Consider the following 912-nt stretch of genomic DNA (forward strand, 5'->3'; position numbering starts at 1 on the left):
GAGAGCCGGCGAGGTCCAGCGTGAGCCGGGACGGAATGAAGTTGATGCCGACGCGGCTCGCGGCCTGCCGCAGGCCGTCGCCCTCGAGAATGTGCACGGGAAAACGTTGGTGCTGCAACAACTCTCGAATACGAATATCGACGTGCTTGCAGAATTCGGCGACCGTCGTCTGCGGTTCGGTCGACAGCACCAGGGGCACCACGCCGGCGAGCATGCCGGGCAGCGTCTTGGACTCTTGACGCACGCGCCGGCTGACCGGAAAGTCGAGCGCCACCTGCGAGCCGCTGCCCGACCAGGCGCGGACCAGCAGGGCGCAGGCCGCGGTGGTGACCGAGAACCGGCGGATGCCCAACACCTTGGACAGCTGCTTGATGCGGTTCACCACGGACGGGTCGAGCTGGATCGAGGCCGACGGCGAGTAGTGGTCGCGCTCGCTCACGGCGTCGGACGGCCGGTGGGCGGGCGCGCTGTCCGGCGGAAGGTGCTCGCTCCAGTACGCCTGGTCTTCTTGATAATCGGCGGACGCCTCGTATTCCGATTCCAGATTCACCAAGTCGCGGGCCGAACCGAAATATGCGTCGGGAATCGGCTTGCCCGCCACCATTGCGGAATAGATGGTGGCGACCCGGCGGCACACCAACGCCATTCCCAATCCGTCAATGGCGATGTGGTGGCAGCAGCCGAACAAATAAAATTCGTCGGACTGCGTCTGGAACAACACGAATTTGAACAGCTGACCGTTCAACGCCATCGGGGTGCGCTGGATCGACGACGCCGTCCGGCGCACTTCCTCGACCGGATCCGCCGAGGCCGTCACGTCGTAGAAGCCGAGCTCAACGTCGGGATAGTCGACCGGCCGCTGCACGACCTGGCCGTCCTCTTCGAAGAACGAGACCCGGCCCGGTTCGGCCT

Annotated in this window: 1 protein-coding gene; it reads right to left on the minus strand. The window is 65.1% G+C overall.

Translation table 11 applies throughout. The annotated features are described in order from the left end of the window. The coding region (locus A5700_RS05120) for a condensation domain-containing protein (RefSeq protein WP_156671085.1) at positions 1–912 on the minus strand (912 nt) is incomplete at both ends.

This window comes from Mycobacterium sp. E1214 (genome assembly GCF_001666755.1).
Classification (GTDB): Bacteria; Actinomycetota; Actinomycetes; order Mycobacteriales; family Mycobacteriaceae; genus Mycobacterium.